The organism is Comamonas sp. MYb396 (assembly GCF_037479555.1).
Taxonomy (GTDB): domain Bacteria; phylum Pseudomonadota; class Gammaproteobacteria; order Burkholderiales; family Burkholderiaceae_C; genus Comamonas.
Map to the genome: position 1 here is coordinate 282,723 of NZ_JBBGYU010000007.1, position 16,648 is coordinate 299,370.

The following is a 16,648-nucleotide window of genomic DNA, read 5'->3' on the forward strand; positions in this document are numbered from 1 at the left end:
GCCCCGTGGTGCTTACTTCACCACCATCAAGGTGAAGGGGTAGACATAGGCCTGCAAGGTGACAAAGATACCCACCAAGGTGGCGAGCGCCACCGAGTGGAAGAACACATAGCGCAGGATGTCGCCCTCATGGTTGAACCAGCGCGTGGCGGTAGAGGCCACGACGATGGACTGGGCATCGATCATCTTGCCCATCACGCCGCCCGAGCTGTTGGCCGCGCCCATCAGGTTGGGTGACAGGCCCAGCTGCTCGGCAGCGACCTTTTGCATGCCGCCAAACAGCACGTTGGATGCCGTGTCCGAGCCCGTCAAGGCCACGCCCAGCCAGCCCATCATCGTGCCAAAGAAGGGGTAGAACACGCCGGTGTTGGCGAAGGCCAGGCCCAAGGTAGTGTCGGTGCCAGAGTAGCGGGTGAGGGTGCCCAGCGCCAGCATCAGCACAATGGTCAGCAGTGAAAAACGCACCAGCCAGATCGTCTTGAAGAACTGCTTGATGAGGGCCAGTGGGCTGTACTTCATCACCAGGCCGCCGACGATGGCCGACAGCAGAATGCCGGTGCCGGTGGCCGACAGCAGGTTGAGCACATAGACCGCACCCTCCTTGGTGGGCTGGGGCACCACGGGCGGCACCTTCTCGATCATGTTGTGCAGCCCCGTCATCGGGAAGGACGGCGCAAACAGGCCGTTGAGCGCGGCCTTGACCGAAGGCAGGCCCCAGATGAACACAAACACGGTCAGGATGGCCCAAGGCGTCCAGGCGCGGATCACATCAGCGCGGGCATGGGCCACCACGGCGCGGGGCTTGGCCGTGGTGTCTTCGCTGGTGTCGCGGCCCTTGAGCGAGGTGCTGCGCCAGATGGTCTTGGGCTGCCACACGCGCAGAAAGCCGATCAGGCAGCCCATGGAGACGATGGCGGCAATGATGTCGACCAGCTCCGGGCCGATGAAGTTGGACACCAGGTACTGTGGGATCGCAAAAGACAGGCCGGTGACCAGGATGGCCGGCCAGATCTCCACCATCGCCTTGCGGCCGGCAAAGGCCCAGATCAGCCAGAACGGAACCAGTACCGAGAAGAAGGGCAGCTGGCGGCCCACCATTGCGGTGACCTCCATCACGTCATAGCCATGGACCTTGGCCAGGGTGATCACCGGCGTGCCCAGCGCGCCAAAGGCGACGGGCGCGGTATTGGCAATCAGCGACAGGCCCGAGGCAGCCAAAGGTGAGAATCCCAGGCCGATCAGGATCGCCGCCGTGACCGCCACCGGCGTGCCAAAGCCCGCCGCCCCTTCAAAAAAGGCGCCAAAGGCAAAGGCGATCAGCAGCAGCTGGATGCGCCGGTCCTCGGTGATGCCGGCAATCGAGTCCTGCAGGATCTTGAAGCTGCCGTTGTGCTCTGTGAGCTGGTGCAAAAAGATGATGTTCAGCACGATCCAGCCAATGGGCAGCAGGCCCGTGAGCCCCCCGAAGACCGCTGCGCGGCCCGCCATATCGGCCGGCATGCCATAGACCACGATCGCGATGAGCAGGGCGCAGACCAGGCCGGCGCCGGCCGCAATATGGGCCTTGAGGTGGAGAAAACCCAGCCCGACGAGCATGACGACCACCGGCAGCGCCGCCAGCAGGGTGGAGAGCACCATATTGCCCACTGGGTTGTAGATCTGTTGCCAAACCATGCCTGACTCCTCGTTGTAGCGCAGCGCAAGCGCGCGGCCGGAGGCCATGCACCACCAGGATGGCTATGCACTGCTGTTATGCCAAAAACACCTGGATGGATAGAACATCGACATAATGTCGGCCTAACTGGCTGCCTGCAGTCCTGTAAAACCCCTAGCTCTTGTAACGAAGCTGTGGGGTTTGCCGCCTGCGTGACAAGGACGCTGAGCACAGCGGGTTACACAGAGGGCCTGGCCACCAGCGCCGCTGCAGTGGCTTGATAACAAGGAAGATTTGTGGCTGATTTATCCAAGATCACATGTATTGAAGATTTGCGCGTCCTGGCCGAAAAGCGCGTGCCTCGGATGTTTTACGACTATGCGGACTCGGGCTCCTACACCCAGGGCACCTACCGCGACAACGAAGCGGCCTTCCACAAGATCAAGTTGCGCCAGCGTGTGGCGGTCAATATGGAAGGGCGCAGCACGCGCAGCACGATGGTGGGGCAAGAGGTCAGCATGCCCGTCGCCATTGCGCCCACGGGCCTCACGGGCATGCAGCATGCCGATGGCGAAATCCTGGCGGCCCGCGCGGCCAAGGCCTTTGGCATCCCGTTCACACTCTCGACGATGAGCATCTGCTCGCTCGAGGATGTGGCCGAGCACACGGACCGCCACCCCTTCTGGTTCCAGCTCTATGTGATGCGTGACCGGGGCTTTATGGAGCGACTGATCGACCGGGCCAAGGCGGCCAACTGCTCGGCGCTGCAGCTCACGCTGGATCTGCAGATCCTGGGCCAGCGCCACAAGGACATCAAGAACGGCCTGTCCACACCGCCCAAGCCGACGATCAAGAACCTCATCAACCTGGCGACCAAGCCGCGCTGGTGCATGGGCATGCTGGGTACCAAGCGCCGCACCTTTGGCAATATCGTCGGCCATGTCGATGGCGTCGCCGATGTGAGCTCGCTGTCGTCGTGGACGGCCGACCAGTTCGACCCCTGCCTGAACTGGGGTGATGTGGAATGGATCAAGAAGCGCTGGGGTGGCAAGCTGATCCTCAAGGGCATCATGGAGGCCGAGGATGCGCGGCTGGCGGCGGAGACGGGTGCGGACGCGCTGATCGTCAGCAACCACGGCGGCCGCCAGCTCGATGGCGCACCGGCGACCATCGATGCGCTGCCGTCCATCGTGCAGGCTGCTGGCAAGGACATCGAGGTCTGGCTGGACAGTGGCATCCGCAGTGGCCAGGATGTCCTCAAGGCCCGCGCACTGGGCGCCCAGGGCACCTTGATCGGCCGCAGCTTTCTGTACGGCCTGGGTGCCTATGGCCAGGAGGGCGTGACGCGCGCGCTGCAGATCATCCACAAGGAGCTGGATGTGTCGATGGCCTTCTGCGGCCACACCAACATCAACAACGTGGACCAGCGCATTCTGGTGCCCGGCACCTATCCCCAGCCTTATTGAGCGGAGCAAGGGGGCAGGCCGCGTGCTGGCCCCTCTTGATGCCGCAGGCTCGCATCGCCAAATGCAGGCACACAAGGGGCCGTGATCGCCTACCATCGGGGCCCTGGTGATGAAGTGGATGCGCTAATGGCTGATGGAGCGGGAATGCAATGGGGTGGTTGGTGGATGGGGCTGGTGGTGTTTGCCGCCATCGCGCAGACGGCGCGCAATGCGGCGCAGCGCTCGCTGACCCGCGACCTGGGCACCTGGCCCGCCACCTTGGTGCGCTTTCTCTATGGCCTGCCGCTGGCTGGGCTGGCGCTGGTGCTGCTCTACACCTTGCCCGCCAAGGCGCCTGAGATAGCGCATTGGACGGGCGCCTATTTTGGCTGGCTGGCGCTGGGCGCGTTCTTCCAGATCGCAGCGACTGGCGCCTTGCTGCTGGCCATGCAGCAGCGCAATTTTGCCGTGGCGGTGACCCTGTCCAAAACCGAGGTGCTGCAGGTGGCGCTGTTTGGTGCGGTCTTCTTGGGCGAGCTGCCCACCTACTGGGCGCTGGCGGCGATGGCCATTGCCACCATTGGCGTGGCGCTGCTGTCCTTGCCACCACGCCAGATCGGCGCCAAGCTCGACTGGCGCAGCAAGGCTGCGATGTATGGCCTCATTTGCGGCGCCTGCTTTGCGATTGCGACGGTGGGCTTTCGCGGTGCGGCGCTGGCGCTCAATGCGCCGAGCGCGCTGCTGTCGGGCGCCTGGGGCGTGTTCATTGCGCAGTGCATGCAGACCTTGGCGATGGGGGCCTGGTTCCTCTGGCGTGACCGCAGCGTGCTGCTGCGCATTGCCAAGGCCTGGCGCGTGTCGCTGCTGGCGGGCTGCATGGGCAGTGCAGCATCGCTCGCCTGGTTCAGCGCCTATGCGTTGCAAAGCGCCGCATCGGTGCGTACCCTGGGCATGGTCGAGGTGGTGTTCAGCTACCTGGTCTCGCGCCGGCTGCTCAAGGAGCAGTTGCGCCGCAACGAGAAATGGGGCATTGCGCTGATGCTGGTCGGCATTGTGGTGATCTGCACCCAGCTCTAGCCCATGGGGTGGGCGCGGGCGGTGGAAATTCAGCGCCCGTCTGACATCAGAGGGTCTCGCAGGCGGCGCATCATGGTCTGCATTGCTACACGGGACCACTCCAATGACAACACCCTCCGTGCCAGGATCTGGGCCATCGGCCGCCCAGACTTCGGCCAACACCCCTCCCCATTACAGCCCTGAAGAAAAGCGCCACCGCATCTTCTCCATCATGGCGGCCTCGTCGGGCAACCTGGTCGAATGGTTTGACTTCTATGTCTATGCCTTCTCGGCCATCTACTTTGCCGCCGCCTTTTTCCCCAAGGGTGATCCCACCGTACAGCTGCTCAACACCGCCGGGGTGTTTGCCGCCGGCTTTTTGATGCGTCCCATCGGCGGCTGGCTGTTTGGCCGCATTGCCGACAAGTACGGCCGCAAGAAGTCGATGCTGATCTCGGTGACGATGATGTGCGCTGGCTCCTTGGTGATTGCCTGCCTGCCCACCTATGCGCAGATTGGGGCCTGGGCGCCGTTTTTGCTGCTGATGTGCCGCTTGTTCCAGGGCCTGTCGGTGGGCGGTGAATATGGCACCACGGCCACCTATATGAGCGAAGTGGCCCTCAAGGGCCAGCGCGGCTTTTTCTCTTCGTTCCAGTATGTGACCCTGATCGGCGGCCAGCTGCTGGCCGTGCTGCTGATTGTGATTCTGGAAGCGGTGCTGACGGACGCCGAGCTGCGTGCCTGGGGCTGGCGCATTCCGTTTGTCGTGGGCGCTGCGGCCGCTGTTGTGGCCATGCTGCTGCGCCGCACCCTGCATGAGACCCAGTCCACCGAGGCGATGCAGAACAAGGACACCGGCACCCTGGCCAACCTGTTCAAGCACCACTGGCGCGCCTTTGTCACCGTGCTGGGCTATACGGCCGGCGGCTCGCTGATCTTCTACACCTTCACCACCTATATGCAGAAGTACCTGGTCAACAGCGTGGGCTTGCCGATCAAGACGGCCAGTTACGTGATGACCGTGTGCCTCTTTGTGTACATGTGCATGCAGCCGCTGTTTGGCGCGCTGTCCGACCGCATTGGCCGGCGCACCAGCATGATGCTGTTTGGTGCGCTGGGCGCGCTGGGCACGGTGCCGATTCTGACGACCATGCACCAGGCCTCGTCGCCGGTCACGGCCGGCCTGCTGATCCTGGTCGCACTGGCGATTGTGAGCTTCTACACCTCGATCTCGGGCATCGTCAAAGCGGAGATGTTCCCGCCCGAAGTGCGTGCCTTGGGCGTGGGCCTGGCCTATGCGGTGGCCAATGCGATTTTTGGCGGCTCGGCAGAGTTTGTGGCGCTGGCGCTGAAGAATGCCGGCCATGAAAACGCCTTCTTCTGGTATGTGTCGGTGATGATGGTGATTGCCTTTTTGTTCAGCCTGCGCCTGCCCAAGCAGGCCGCCTATCTGCACCACGACCACTGACCGCCCGCAGCAGCCGGCTCGGCAGCCTCCGCCGCCGGTTTTGCGCGGCTGGCGGCTGCAAACCGCGCCGCGCTGGGGGACAATAGCCGGGTGTGCTCCGCCCCCTCGCCATCGCCTGTTGTTCTGCCTCCGCGCCGCCGCATTGCGCATCTGGACATGGATGCCTTCTATGCCTCGGCCGAGCTGCTGCGCTACCCGCAGCTCAAGGGGCTGCCCGTCATCATTGGCGGGGGCCGCCGGGCAGAAGATGAGGCGCTCAAAGCCCGTTATGGCGATCGCCTGGACGAGATCCCGCCCGAGGCCTTTCCTCAGCTCAAGGACTATGTGGGCCGGGGCGTGATCACGACGGCCACCTACCCGGCGCGCGCCTTTGGCGTGGGCTCGGCCATGGGCATGATGAAGGCGGCCAAGCTCTGCCCGCAGGCCATTCTGCTGCCGGTGGACTTTGCACGCTACCGGCATTTCTCGCGCCAGTTCAAGGCCATCATCACCGCGATGGCGCCGCAGATGGAGGACCGGGGTGTGGACGAGGTCTATATCGATTTTACCCATGTCGAAGGCGGCCAGGAAGACCATGGCCGCAGCCTGGCGCTGCGGATGCAGCAGGCCATCCATGCGGCGACGGGGCTGACCTGCTCGGTCGGGGTGGCTCCCAACAAGCAGCTGGCCAAGATGGCCAGCGAGTTCAACAAGCCCAATGGCGTGTCCATCGTGCTCGAGAGCGATCTGCAAACGATGATCTGGCCGCTGGCCTGCCGCAAGATCAATGGCGTGGGCCCCAAGGCCGATGCCAAGCTGCAGGCGCTGGGAATCAGCACCTTGGGCGATCTGGCCGCCAAGGACCTGCCCTGGTTGGTGGAACACTTTGGCCGCAGCTACGGCGCCTGGCTGCATGCATCGAGCTGGGGGCGGGACAACCGGCCCGTGGTGACCGAGAGCGAGCCGGTATCGATGAGCCGCGAGACCACGTTTGACCGCGACCTGCATGCGGTGCGCGACAAGGCCGAGCTGGGCGCGATCTTTACCGAGCTGTGCCAGATGGTGGCGGCCGATTTGCAGCGCAAGGGCTATGTGGGACGCACGATTGGCATCAAGCTGCGCTACCCGGACTTTCGCATCGCCACGCGCGACCACAGCCTGCCGCTCTACACCCAGGATGCCGCCGCCATCCGGCATGCGGCCGGCCAGTGCTTGAAGCGCGCGCCTTTGGACCAGCGCCTGCGGCTTTTGGGGGTGCGGGTGGGTGGGCTGCTGCCTTTGGAGCAGGCCTTGGCGCAAGGCCTGGTGGGCGACTGGCAGGCCATGCGCCAGGCACTGCGCCAGGCGCAAAGCCGCCCGGCCATTGCCGAGCACAAGGCCAACCCCTACACCTTGCCGCTGTTCGGCGATCTGGACTGATTACTGGCGTGCGGTGCGGATATTGGCCGGCAGGGCCATCGGCTGGCTGGTGCGCAGCGGGTTGATGTCCAGGCCCCCCCGGCGCGTGTAGCGGGCATAGACCGTCAGGCGGATCGGCTTGCAGTGCTGCCAGATATCGACAAACATGCGCTCGACACACTGCTCATGGAATTCGTTGTGGTTGCGAAAGCTCACGATGTACTGCAGCAGGCGCTCCTGGTCGATCGCCGGGCCGGTGTAGCTGATGCGCACGCTGCCCCAGTCGGGCTGGCCGGTGACCAGGCAGTTGCTCTTGAGCAGGCGGCTGCTGAGCGTCTCGGTGACGGGCGCCTCGTCAAAAGCGGCGCGCAGCAGCTGGGGTTGGGGCTGGTAGTGCTCGCAGTCGATGTCCAGCCGGTCCAGGTTCAGGCCGTCGAGCTCTTGCAGTGGCAGGGTGTCGAATACCTCGGGGTCGATCATCTGCACGCCCACCGAGGCCTGGTAGGGCGCGCCGCGCCATACGGCTTCGCTGATATCGGCGAGCAGCTTGGCGCGTACCTCATCGACCGAGCCAAAGCGGCTGTTGTTGAAGCTGTTGAGGTAGAGCTTGAAGGACTTGCTCTCGACGATGTTGGGCGTCTCGCAAGGGATGGTGAAGCTCACCAGCGCCACCTGGGGCTTGCCGCGCAGGTTGAGCCAGGAGACCTCATAGGCCGTCCACAGGTCGGCGCCAAAAAAGGGCAGCTTGTCGGGCTGCAGGCCAATCTCGTCGCGCTTGGCCTGGCGCGGCAGTGGAAAGAGCAGGGTGGGGTCGTACTGGTCGATGTACGCGGAGCGCTGGCCCAGGGGCGATTGCTCGGGCGAAGGGGAGACGGTCATGCTGTGGAACAAAAAGCGGCCGCTGCCGGCGCGGGGGCCCGGCGGCGGCTGCGGTTTACTTGAATTCGCCCTCGCGCAACCACTTGGTGGCGATCCATTTCTCGCCGGCAATCACCGGTGAGCCGCCATGCAGGCTTTTGGTTGCGGGGTCGGGCGCGGGGTAGCTGAAGAACACCGCATTGCCACGGCGTGGCGCGACTTCCAGCCCCACATCGGGGAAGCTGGTGCCGCCGCCAGCTTGCGGGTTGTTCAGGTAGATCACCAAGGTGGCCAGGCGCTGGCCGCCACGCTTCAAAATCGTCGGTGTGCCCGGCTGGGTCGGGTCGAAATAGTCGTAGTGCGGCTTGTACTCGGCGCCAGGCCGGTAGTGCAGCACCTGCAGGCCTTCGCCATGGTTTTCCGGCCAGTTGACCAGCTTGGCGATGCGGCGCTCCAGCGCGGCGACGGCGGGCGTTTCCTCGCGCTGGAAGAACATGCCGTCGCTGGTGCGGTCGGCATTGACTTCTTCGCCGCCAGTCTTGGTCTCGACGGTCAGCGAGCGCTGCATGCGCGGCTCGGCCGCAGCGATGATGGCGTCGCACTCCTCGTCGGACAGCAGATTGCCGAACACGACGACGCGCGGGTGCTGCAGGGCCAGCAGCACGCTGACCTCGCGGTCACCGACATCGATGCTGGAGGGCGATTGGCCCAGGCTGGGCTCGGGCAGGGGACGGGATAGGGCAGCTGGCTGGGAGGCCGCAGCAGCGGTCCCCTGGCTCGCCTGCAACTGCGCGAGGTGCTCGGTCAGCACCGACTCCATCGCGGACTCGGCGACATCGGCGTTCCAGCCGGCATCGCACATCGCTTTGAAGACGCGGTCGGCGCTGACGCCGGCGCTGGCCTGATCAATGATCCAGGCGCGCAGTTCCGGGGTGAGGGGTTGCGAGGCTGTCATCAGATTCCTTTCGCGGCCCATTGTGCATCAAAGTCGCATCAATCGACTTTGCGCCTGAAAACGAAATGGTCTTCGCTCGATGCCTCGGGCGTGAAGGCGTAGCCCGCGGTGCTGAACTTCTTCAAGGCCGCCGGCGTCTTGGTCTGGTGCTCAATCGCGTAGCGCGCCATCAGGCCGCGTGCCTTCTTGGCAAAGAAGCTGATGATCTTGTACTGGCCGTTCTTGTAGTCTTCAAAGCTGCAGTCGATGACGCGGGCGCGCAGCACCTTGCGGTCGACCGATTTGAAGTACTCCTGCGAGGCCAGGTTGACGACGACGGGCTTGTCTTCGCTCGCCTGCTGCGCATTGAGGTAGTCGGCGATCTGCGTGCCCCAGAAGTGGTAGAGGTTGCTGCCCTGGTCGGTTGCCAGGCGCGTGCCCATCTCCAGCCGGTAGGGCTGCATCAGATCGAGCGGGCGCAGCACGCCGTAGAGGCCGCTGAGCATGCACAGGTGGGACTGCGCCCAGTCCAACTGCTTGGGGTTCAAGGTGGGGGCCTGCAGGCCGTCGTAGACATCGCCGTTGAAGGCCATGATGGCCTGGCGCGCGTTCTTGCTGCTGAATTTGGGCGACCAGGCCTCATAGCGGGCCACATTCAGCGCAGCGAGCTTGTCGCTGATGTCCATCAGGCTGGCGATCTGCTGGGGCGACTGCGTGCGCAGCACTGCAATCAAGGCCTTGGACTGGGGAATGAACTGGGGCTGTGTGCTGGCCAGGCCGGCGGGCAGCGGGGTTTCATAGTCCAGGGACTTGGCAGGCGAGAGCAGAAACAGCATCAGGGGCTCCATCAATGAAACAGGCCGGATCGCTCCGGCCTGAGGGTTGCGGGGTCAGCAGTTTTTAAGCGGATTCGCGCTCAAAAGGCAGCACCAGGTCGGTCAGATCCTTGCGCGTTTCGACAAGGATCAGCGGGCCCTGGTCGATCTGCACCACGGGCTGGCGCTCACGCGGCACATGCACGGGCTTGGGCTCGGCGGCAATGGCCGCTTGCACTGCTGCGATCTTGTCGGCATCGGAGTTGATCCATTGCAGACCTGCGGTACTGGCGATCTGGTGCAGGGCATCCAGTGGCAGCGCGTAGCTGGCGATCGCTGGCAGGCCGGCCTTGGCAGGCTCGGCAGCGACAGGCGCAGGGGCGGCAACCACCGGTGCTGCTGCGACAGGCGCTGCAGGCACGACAGGGGCCACAGCGGCGACAACGGCCACGGGTGCTGCTTCCGGCGCGGCAAACGCTGCCTCGGCTTGCGCCACTGGGGCGGGAGCTGCTGCAGCATCGGCCACATCAGCCACGGCGGGCGCTGCGGCTTCTACGGGTGCGGCAGCAGGCGCTGCGTTGAAGTAGCTGCGGCGGGGTGCCTCGTCGCCATCTTGCGGCACGGTGGAGGCGGCAGGGGCGGCATCGGCGCCAAAGCCCGAGTCAGCGGCGGCGTTGTCGCCTTCGGCTTGCTCGTCACGGCCATTGCGCTCGCGCTCACCACGGTTGCGGCGGTCACGGCCATAGCGGTCACGCGAGCGGCGCTCACGGCGCTCAGGCGTTGCACCGTCTGCATCAGCGGCTGGGGCAGGCTGGTTGCCGGTCTCCAGGTCCAGCGATGGCAGGGAGGCGATCACCGCATCGGCGTTGATCGGTGCCGGTGCCACGGCGTTGAGGGGCTGGGCCGCCTCGTCACCGATGTTGCGGCGGTCCTGGCGCTCACCACGTTCAGCACCACGGTCACGGCGGCCTTCACGCGGCTCGCGGGGGGCGCGCTCGGGGCGGGGGGCGCGTTCCTGGCGCTCGCCATTGGCGGCGGCGTTGTCGCCGGCTTGCGGGTTCAGCGGGGCGTCGTCACGGCGGTTGCGCTCCTGGCGGTCACCGCGCTCACCACGGCGGTTGCGGCCTTCCTGGTCGCCACCACGGGGGCTGCGGCTGCCGTCGGCTGCGCCGTTGTTGCCACGGCCATTGCGCTCAGCGCGTTCGCCTTCGGCGCGCTCGCCACGGGCTGGGCGGTTGCCATCCTTGCGCTCACCCCGGTCGCCGCGCTCTGCACGGTCACCTCGGCCGCCACGGTTGTTGGCGTTGCGGCCATCGCGGTTTTCACGGCGGGCCTCGCCAGCAGGTGCTGCTGCAGGTGCAGGCACGGGCGCTGGTGCGGGTTCAGGGGCCATGCCGAAGAAGCGCTTGAGCCAGGCGAAGAAGCCCTTTTGCGGGGCAGCCACCGGTGCGGCAGCAGGCGCTGCGGCGGGGGTGCCAGCGGGCTTGCCGTTGTGCGGGCTGGCCGTACGGGCAGCGGGCGCTGGGCGTGGCTCGGCAATCGGTGCCGGTGCATCGGGCAGCACGCCCTTGATGACGGGGGTCTGCTTGTTGGTCGGCTCTTGCGAGCGGCGGGTAAAGCCCAGGCTTTCCTCTTCGGGGTCGGCCAGCTTGTAGCTCGCCTCCATCGAGTCCAGACGCGGGTCGTCGTGCTTCATGCGCTCGAGCTTGTAGTGCGGGGTCTCCAGCGCCTTGTTGGGCACCATGGTGACAGACACGCGCTGCTTGAGCTCGATCTTCTGGATTTCGGTGCGCTTTTCGTTGAGCAGGAAGGAGGCAACTTCGACAGGCACCTGGCAGTTCACCGCTGCCGTGTTGTCCTTCATCGACTCTTCCTGGATGATGCGCAGGATCTGCAGCGCCGAGCTTTCCGCATCGCGGATGTGGCCGGAGCCGCCGCAGCGTGGGCAGTTGATGTGGGCGCCCTCGCTCAGCGCCGGCTTGAGGCGCTGGCGGCTCATCTCCATCAGGCCGAACTTGCTGATGGTGCCGAACTGCACGCGGGCGCGGTCCTGGCGCAGCGCGTCACGCAGGCGGCTTTCCACATCGCGGCGGTTCTTCGACTCTTCCATGTCGATGAAGTCGATCACGATCAGGCCGCCCAGGTCGCGCAGGCGCATCTGGCGGGCCACTTCGTCAGCGGCTTCCAGGTTGGTGCGGGTGGCGGTTTCCTCGATGTCGCCGCCCTTGATGGCACGGGCCGAGTTCACGTCGATGGAGACCAGCGCTTCGGTGTGGTCGATCACGATGGCGCCGCCCGATGGCAGCGTCACGGTGCGCGAGTAGGCCGACTCGATCTGGTGCTCGATCTGGAAGCGGCTGAACAGCGGCGCATCATCGCGGTAGCGCTTGACGCGGGCAGCATGCTCAGGCATCACATGGGCCATGAACTGCTGGGCTTGTTCATAAATGTCATCGGTGTCGATCAGGATGTCGCCGATGTCATTGTGGAAATAGTCGCGGATCGCGCGGATCACCAGGCTCGATTCCTGGTAGATCAGGAAGGCGCCCTTGCCCGACTTGGCAGCGCCGTCGATGGCGCCCCAGAGCTTGAGCAGGTAGTTCAGGTCCCATTGCAGCTCAGGCGCGCTGCGGCCAATGCCGGCCGTGCGCGCGATGATGGACATGCCCTTGGGGTACTCGAGCTGGTCCATGGCCTCCTTGAGCTCGGCGCGCTCGTCGCCTTCGATGCGGCGCGAGACACCACCACCCCGGGGGTTGTTGGGCATCAGCACCACATAGCGGCCTGCCAGCGAGATGAAGGTGGTCAGGGCCGCGCCCTTGTTGCCACGCTCTTCCTTCTCGACCTGGACGATCAGCTCCTGGCCTTCCTTGATCACATCATTGATGCGGGCCTGGCTGGGGGAGACGCCTTCGGCGAAATACTGTTTGGAGATTTCCTTGAAGGGCAGAAAGCCGTGGCGGTCTTCGCCGTAGTCGACAAAACAGGCTTCCAGCGAGGGCTCGACCCGGGTAACAACGGCTTTGTAGATATTGCCTTTGCGTTGTTCGCGGCCTTCGATTTCAATTTCGTAGTCCAGCAGCTTTTGGCCATCAACAATGGCGAGGCGGCGCTCTTCAGCTTGCGTGGCGTTGATCAGCATCCGTTTCATGATGCGCGTCCTTCGTAATGCGGGACAGGCTGCCTTTGTCAGTCAGGCACCTGTCTCCAATCCCAACAATAAACAGGCTCTTACTGGAGCCACAGATGCCGGGACAGACGCAGAGAAACGAAAGAATTCACAGAGCGTGTCATGTTTGCTGGTAATACTTATGTCAGCACAGGGGATCTAGGCACGCGGGAGAGGGCATGTAAATAAGCAGCCAGCCAGCGCTGGGCTGCCTCCGGCTGGGATATTTGCCCTGAGAACATGCGCACAGCGGGCACAGCAAGACGCACTGGCGCACAGCTGCTGCTGTGCCAGAGAGTTGCCATCCAAGCCCACAAAATCAACATGTTTGGTGTGAAGACGATCAGCTGGGCGGGGCCTGGTTGCAGGCCTTTGCGACAGCTGTCGCCAAAAATCTGTTTTTCGTTGTTTCAATGTGTCTGTCCGCCTGATTCACTTGGCGTCCCCTGCGCAATCTTTTGGTATGCAGGTGGGGCGGCAAGGCGATCAGCCAGACATCGACCGGCCTGTGCGGGTACTGGTGGGTGAATTAAACTGCTCACCGGTAAACCAATAACTCTATCGCGCAGGTGAAACATATTATAGGGGGCAAACCGGGCGAGCCCCGTAGTCCACAAGCACCCCCAGTGGCTGTAAGGCTGGTCGAGGTCCATCCCGACGACGCAGGCCAGCGCCTGGACAATTTTCTGATGCGCCATCTCAAGGGCGTACCCAAGACCCATGTCTACCGCATCATCCGCCAGGGTGAAGTCCGTATCAACAAGGGCCGCGCGACAGCGGACACTCGCGTCCAGCCCGGCGATGTGGTGCGGATTCCGCCGGTGCGCGTCGCAGCAAAACCTGAAGAAGCCGAGCGCGCGGTGCCAGCTAGGGAGTTTCCCTTGTTGCTCGATGACGATGTCATGTTGGCGATCAACAAACCCGCTGGCGTGGCCGTGCATGGCGGCTCGGGCGTCAGCTTTGGCGTGATCGAGCAGCTGCGCCGCGCCCACCCCGATGCCCGCTTTCTGGAGCTGGTGCACCGGCTCGACCGCGAAACCTCGGGCATCTTGCTGGTGGCCAAGAAGCGCTCGGCGCTGACCCATCTGCAGGACCAGTTCCGCGAGCGGGAGACGGGCAAGACCTATCTGGCGCTGGTCATCGGCGAATGGCCGGCCAACAAGAAGGTGATCGACACCCCCCTGCGCAAATACCTGCTGCCCGATGGCGAGCGCCGCGTGCGCGCCACGACGGCCGACGACCCCGAGGGCATGCGCTCGGTCTCGCTGGTCAAGGTGCAACAGGTGTTTGCGGCCCGGCACCTGCTGGGCGTGCCAGCGATGAGCCTGCTGGAGGTGACGATCAAGACCGGCCGCACCCACCAGATCCGCGTGCACCTGGCCAGCAGCGGCCATGCGATTGCCGGCGATGAGAAATATGGCGACTTCGATCTGAACAAGCGCCTGGCCAAGCACGGCCTCAAGCGCATGTTCCTGCACGCCTGGCGCCTGCAGTTCAACCACCCGCAGACGGCAGAGCGCGTGCAACTGGGCGCCGAGCTGCCGCCGGAGCTGGCGGACTTTGTGGCGGCGGCCTCGGCGGCCGATTGATGAATTTTGTGACAGCTAGAGAAAGAGCACCCGATGGCCCGCCAATTTGACCTGATTGCCTTTGACTGGGATGGCACCTTGTTTGACTCGACCGCGGCCATTGCGCTGTCGATCCAGGATGCGGTGCGGGATGTGGGTGGCACGGTGCCCAGCCTGGCGGATGCCAAGTATGTGATCGGCATGAGTCTGCAAAGCGCGCTGCGCCATGCCGCGCCCGATGTGCCGGAAGACCAGATGGTGGCGCTGACCAACCGCTACCGCCTGCACTTCCTCAAGCGCCAGGAGCAGGTGACCTTGTTTGACGGCGTGCTGGAGCTGCTGGACCAGCTGACCGCCAGCGGCCACCTGCTGGCCATTGCCACCGGCAAGAACCGCCGGGGACTGGACCGGGTGCTGGATACGACCTTGCTCAAGGGGCGCTTCCATGCGACGCGCACCTCCGACGAGACGGCTGGCAAGCCCCATCCGCTGATGCTGCAGGAGCTGATGGCCGAGCTGGATGTGGCCCCCGAACGCGTATTGATGGTGGGTGACACCACGCATGACCTGCAAATGGCCGTCAATGCCGGCTGCGCCAGCGTGGGGGTGAGCTATGGCGCCCACCACCATGCGGGTTTTGAGGCCTTCAAGCCCTTGTATGTGGCCCATACCGTTGCTGAACTGCAACAGTGGATGGCGGATCATGCCTAGCTATGGTGCAATTACTGTCTGTATGTACAGTCAGATGAACCTCGGTGAACAGGTGCGGTGATGGCGGAAGTACCGGCGCAGATGATTGCCTTGTGCCAGAGCGATGCGCTGCTGCACGGTGGGCGCGCTGTGGCCTTTGATGTGGTCTATGCCGGGCAGACCTGCCAGGCCTTTGCCATCCGCTACCACGCGGGAGTCCACGCCTATCTGAACCGCTGCACCCATGTGGCGATGGAGATGGACTACCAGCCGGGGCGTTTTTTCGACGACACAGGTAATTGGTTGCTCTGCGCCACCCACGGCGCCGCCTATGTGCCCGATACTGGAGCCTGTGCCGGCGGTCCCTGTCGTGGCGGTTTGGTCAAGGTTGCGCTGAGTGAGAGTGATGGCGTGGTCTATTGGCACACGGATAACCGTCTCCAACCTCTTGATTTTTAAGATGAACCCCATGGACAACAACCCTCAGCACAATCCGCCGCCGGCGCCCGACCTGTGGGGGCAGACGGCCGCTGCGGCGCCTGCCGCTGCCGCAGCACCCAGCCCGGGCTGGGAGCGCTCGGTGCTGGAGCGCCTGGCCTTTGACACGCTCAAGGAGCAGCGCGCAGCGCGCCGCTGGAAGATTTTCTTTCGCCTGGTCTGGCTGGGTCTGGTGGTTGCGTTTGTTAGCTACCTGTTTGGTTCGGACGGATCGGCCGCCAAGACCTCGACCGAGCACACGGCTGTTGTCGAGCTCAAGGGGGAGATCGCCTCCGGCGCGGACGCCAGTGCCGAATTTGTGATTGCAGCCCTGCGCACCGCTTTTGAAGATGACGGCGCCAAGGCCGTGGTGCTGCTGATCAACTCGCCCGGCGGCAGCCCCGTGCAGGCGGGCATGATCAATGACGAGATCGTGCGCCTCAAGGCCCAGTACAAGAAGCCGATGTATGCGGTGGTCGAGGAGTCCTGCGCCTCTGCCGCGTATTACATTGCCTCTGCGGCTGACAGCATCTATGTCGACAAGGCCAGCATCGTGGGCAGCATTGGCGTGCTGATGGATGGCTTTGGTTTTACCGGTACGATGGATAAGCTGGGTGTGGAGCGCCGCTTGCTCACCGCTGGCGCCAACAAGGGCATGCTCGATCCATTCAGCCCCATGAACGACAAGCAAAAGGCCTATGCGCAGCAGATGCTGAGCCAGATCCACCAGCAGTTCATCCAGGTGGTGCGCCAGGGCCGGGGTGACCGCTTGAAGGAAACCGAGGACACGTTCAGCGGCTTGTTCTGGACGGGCCAGGAAGCCGTAAAGCTGGGCCTGGCCGATGGCCTGGGCAGCCTCGACCAGGTGGCCCGCGATGTCGTGGGTGCCGAAGAGGTGGTGGATTACACCCGCCGCGACAACGTGGCCGAGCGCTTTGCCAAGCGTTTTGGTGCCTCGGTCGGCGCGGGCGCGGTCGGCACCCTGCGCTCGATGTCGCTGCTGCCCAGCGTGCGCTGACAGCCTGCAGGGCTTGAATGACAAAGCGGTGCCCAGGCACCGCTCAGACTGCTGACAAACCCGCCCATAAAAACGGCGGGTTTTCTTCATAATGGGGGAATGCTTAAAGAGCCAAGCGC

Annotated in this window: 13 protein-coding genes; 8 read left to right on the plus strand and 5 right to left on the minus strand. The window is 64.3% G+C overall.

Features of this window, described 5'->3' with window-relative positions; genetic code table 11:
* Nucleotides 1-12 precede the first annotated feature (12 nt).
* Complete coding sequence (locus tag WH265_RS17550; RefSeq protein WP_339559112.1) at nucleotides 13-1,674, minus strand: L-lactate permease; 1,662 nt, start codon at nucleotides 1,672-1,674, stop codon at nucleotides 13-15.
* Between the two features lie 276 nt (nucleotides 1,675-1,950).
* Here WH265_RS17550 and WH265_RS17555 point away from each other — a divergent pair, with 276 nt between their 5' ends.
* The 4 genes from WH265_RS17555 (at nucleotide 1,951) to WH265_RS17570 (ending at nucleotide 7,021) form a co-directional block, all read left to right on the plus strand.
* Nucleotides 1,951-3,120 carry an alpha-hydroxy acid oxidase gene (locus WH265_RS17555; protein WP_312988779.1) on the plus strand — a complete coding sequence of 390 codons (1,170 nt, stop codon included), beginning with the start codon at nucleotides 1,951-1,953 and terminating at the stop codon, nucleotides 3,118-3,120.
* 144 nt (nucleotides 3,121-3,264) lie between these two features.
* Complete coding sequence (locus tag WH265_RS17560; protein ID WP_339559113.1) at nucleotides 3,265-4,176, plus strand: DMT family transporter; 912 nt, start codon at nucleotides 3,265-3,267, stop codon at nucleotides 4,174-4,176.
* Nucleotides 4,177-4,279: 103 nt separating this feature from the next.
* Complete coding sequence (locus WH265_RS17565; protein ID WP_043340784.1) at nucleotides 4,280-5,623, plus strand: MFS family transporter; 1,344 nt, start codon at nucleotides 4,280-4,282, stop codon at nucleotides 5,621-5,623.
* A gap of 156 nt (nucleotides 5,624-5,779) precedes the next feature.
* On the plus strand, nucleotides 5,780-7,021 hold the full coding sequence (locus tag WH265_RS17570) for a Y-family DNA polymerase (protein ID WP_339559114.1): 1,242 nt from the start codon (nucleotides 5,780-5,782) through the stop codon (nucleotides 7,019-7,021).
* Here the strand turns inward: WH265_RS17570 and queF are convergent, their stop codons facing one another.
* The 4 genes from queF to WH265_RS17590 all read right to left on the minus strand — a co-directional run bounded on the left by queF (nucleotide 7,022) and on the right by WH265_RS17590 (nucleotide 12,758).
* Nucleotides 7,022-7,879, minus strand: a complete 858-nt coding sequence (gene queF, locus WH265_RS17575; RefSeq protein ID WP_339533752.1) for an NADPH-dependent 7-cyano-7-deazaguanine reductase QueF — start codon at nucleotides 7,877-7,879, stop codon at nucleotides 7,022-7,024.
* Nucleotides 7,880-7,934: 55 nt separating this feature from the next.
* Entirely contained in the window at nucleotides 7,935-8,813 is an 879-nt protein-coding gene (locus WH265_RS17580) for a 2-oxoglutarate-dependent dioxygenase (RefSeq protein WP_021027588.1), read from the minus strand.
* A gap of 38 nt (nucleotides 8,814-8,851) precedes the next feature.
* Complete coding sequence (gene yaaA / locus WH265_RS17585; protein WP_339533750.1) at nucleotides 8,852-9,628, minus strand: peroxide stress protein YaaA; 777 nt, start codon at nucleotides 9,626-9,628, stop codon at nucleotides 8,852-8,854.
* A gap of 64 nt (nucleotides 9,629-9,692) precedes the next feature.
* Entirely contained in the window at nucleotides 9,693-12,758 is a 3,066-nt protein-coding gene (locus tag WH265_RS17590) for an Rne/Rng family ribonuclease (RefSeq protein WP_339559115.1), read from the minus strand.
* Between the two features lie 587 nt (nucleotides 12,759-13,345).
* On the opposite strand from WH265_RS17590, the gene WH265_RS17595 reads away from it, so the two are divergent.
* From WH265_RS17595 to WH265_RS17610, 4 genes are read left to right on the plus strand one after another with little or no spacing between them, the layout of a single operon-like run.
* Nucleotides 13,346-14,365: an RluA family pseudouridine synthase gene (locus WH265_RS17595; protein WP_339559116.1), complete on the plus strand. Its 1,020-nt coding sequence runs from the start codon at nucleotides 13,346-13,348 to the stop codon at nucleotides 14,363-14,365.
* A 33-nt stretch (nucleotides 14,366-14,398) separates the two neighbouring features.
* Nucleotides 14,399-15,055, plus strand: a complete 657-nt coding sequence (locus WH265_RS17600; protein WP_021027943.1) for an HAD-IA family hydrolase — start codon at nucleotides 14,399-14,401, stop codon at nucleotides 15,053-15,055.
* Nucleotides 15,056-15,115: 60 nt separating this feature from the next.
* On the plus strand, nucleotides 15,116-15,493 hold the full coding sequence (locus WH265_RS17605; RefSeq protein ID WP_021027944.1) for a Rieske (2Fe-2S) protein: 378 nt from the start codon (nucleotides 15,116-15,118) through the stop codon (nucleotides 15,491-15,493).
* A 1-nt stretch (nucleotide 15,494) separates the two neighbouring features.
* On the plus strand, nucleotides 15,495-16,529 hold the full coding sequence (locus WH265_RS17610; protein ID WP_052330112.1) for a S49 family peptidase: 1,035 nt from the start codon (nucleotides 15,495-15,497) through the stop codon (nucleotides 16,527-16,529).
* Nucleotides 16,530-16,648: the final 119 nt, after the last annotated feature.